1 protein-coding gene and 1 riboswitch are annotated in these 1,997 nt (G+C 50.0%); the gene reads left to right on the top strand.

What is annotated here, in order from left to right; genetic code table 11:
• The first annotated feature begins 111 nt into the window (after positions 1 to 111).
• Positions 112 to 225: riboswitch (TPP riboswitch) on the top strand.
• Positions 215 to 1,960 (top strand): bifunctional hydroxymethylpyrimidine kinase/phosphomethylpyrimidine kinase, encoded by a 1,746-nt coding sequence (locus tag HMPREF3208_RS06175; protein ID WP_081091205.1) that lies wholly within the window; start codon positions 215 to 217, stop codon positions 1,958 to 1,960. It overlaps the preceding riboswitch by 11 nt.
• Positions 1,961 to 1,997: the final 37 nt, after the last annotated feature.

Below are 1,997 nucleotides of genomic sequence, written 5' to 3'. Positions count from 1 at the left end.
CAAGCTCGGCGCTCCGAGTTGCTTTCGCGCGCTCAATCGCTGCGCTCAAGCATGTCATCGCGTAAACGTGAGATAAATTCTCCACGTTAGTAGTGTGTGAACGATATAGTCGAAGATGGTTCGGAGTGCGCGATGCTGCGATAATTCACAAGCAAAAACGCTGAGATTACATCCGCAGAACCTGATCTAGATAGTGCTAGCGAAGGGAAACATAATGACAATACCTGCACAAACAAACGCCGATAGTAAAATCACTTCCGTAGTAAACGCTACTAATGTGAATACAACCGCGAATACAACCGCGAATACAGCTTTCTCAACTCCACGAAAAAGCTCGTTGCCGTCACTTGACGATCCAATCATTCCGCGCGTGCTCTCCATAGCTGGCACAGATCCGACGGGTGGTGCCGGTATCCAAGCCGACCTCAAATCAATCATGGCATCTCATGGCTTCGGCATGTGCGTAACTACCGACCTAGTTGCGCAAAACACTTGCGGTGTGCGCGAAGTCTACACTCCGCCAACCTCGTTCCTACGCGCACAACTCGAAGCCGTATTTGACGACGTACACATTGATGCTGTTAAACTAGGCATGCTTGGAGACAAGCCATACATTGAACTTGTGCGCGACTGGCTTGAATCGCATCCCGTGCCAGTAATCGTACTCGACCCTGTGATGGTAGCTACTTCTGGTGATCGTCTGCTGAAACAATCAGCTGAAGAAGCATTGCGTCAATTTGCTGCAAAAGCGGATATTATTACGCCAAATATTCCTGAACTTGCTGTGCTGTGTGAGCAACAGCCTGCAACCAGCTTTACTGAAGCGTGCGCACAAGCTCGCCGTTGGGCTGCCGACAACAACACCGTGGTAATCGTGAAAGGTGGTCACTTAACCGGCACGGACGCTGGGAATACGGCAGTTTTCCCAGACGGTACCGAGATTCACGTTCCTTCGCCACGCGTCGATACTTCCACAACGCACGGCACAGGCTGCTCGCTTTCGTCGTCTCTAGCGGCTCGCGTTGGTTTAGCGCTTCGAGAAGGGAAAAAGCTTGAGGATCATGAAACCGTTGCGGAAGCATTATCTTGGACTACGCATTGGCTTAATGAAGCGATTGCGCATGGAGCGGATTTGCATGTTGGCAAGGGGCATGGGCCGGTGAACCACGCGGCACGTCAGTATAGGATGGAGCTTGATTCTTCGGCAACACCATGGGAACACATGAAAATTAATGAGCGAGATTTAGACGGCATGAAACCTGAAACTTGCGTTGTGTCAGCTCATTCTGTTGCGCGAAAACCGTGGATTGCTGCCGCTGGTAAGTGGACTGCGGCTTTGTGGAACGCGAGTGCTGATGTCGATAATAATATTATGCGGATGCCGTTTATTCAGGCGCTTGGTGACGGATCTTTGGATGAAGATTTGTTTGACTTCTATTTGAATCAGGATGCGGAATATTTGAAACGCTACTCGCGAGCTTTGGCGGCTTGCGGAGCTAAAGCACATGATGATAAAGCGCGTGTGCACTGGTCGTCAAGTTCCGCAGGATGCATTGAGGCAGAGTCTGAGCTGCATCGTGGCTGGTTTAAGAAAACAGGTCAACCAATGCAACCTGTTTGTTCGCCAGTGACGCTTGCTTACGTGAATCACTTGCTTGCTTCGACATTTGGTGAGGATTATGTAGTGGCAGCGGCTAGTGTGCTTCCTTGCTATTGGTTGTATGAGGAAGTTGGTCATGTGCTTGCTGCTGCGTTGAAGCCTAGCAACCCATACTATGATTGGATTGAAATGTATTCTTCGGAAGGCTTTGACGCGTGCGTTCGTACGGCAATTGAGTGTGTGGAAGATGCTTTTGAGAAAGCTTCACCTGAACAGCGTGTTCTTGCTGCTCAAGCGTACATGACGTCGTGTGTGTACGAATACGATTTCTTCAACCAAGCGCATCGCGCACTGCGTTAACGCTCTGAGCGCTTTGACCGAGCTTGAAATCATTGGG

Source organism: Gardnerella vaginalis (assembly GCF_001546485.1).
Classification (GTDB): Bacteria; Actinomycetota; Actinomycetes; order Actinomycetales; family Bifidobacteriaceae; genus Bifidobacterium; species Bifidobacterium vaginale_D.
Note: the sequence above shows the minus strand (reverse complement) of the source record. Positions and strands in the feature narration are given on the sequence as shown.

What these genes read in the sequence shown, in the direction of transcription:
- HMPREF3208_RS06175 (WP_081091205.1), top strand. Translation starts at nt 215, where the DNA reads ATGACAATACCTGCACAAACAAACGCCGATAGTAAAATCACTTCCGTA.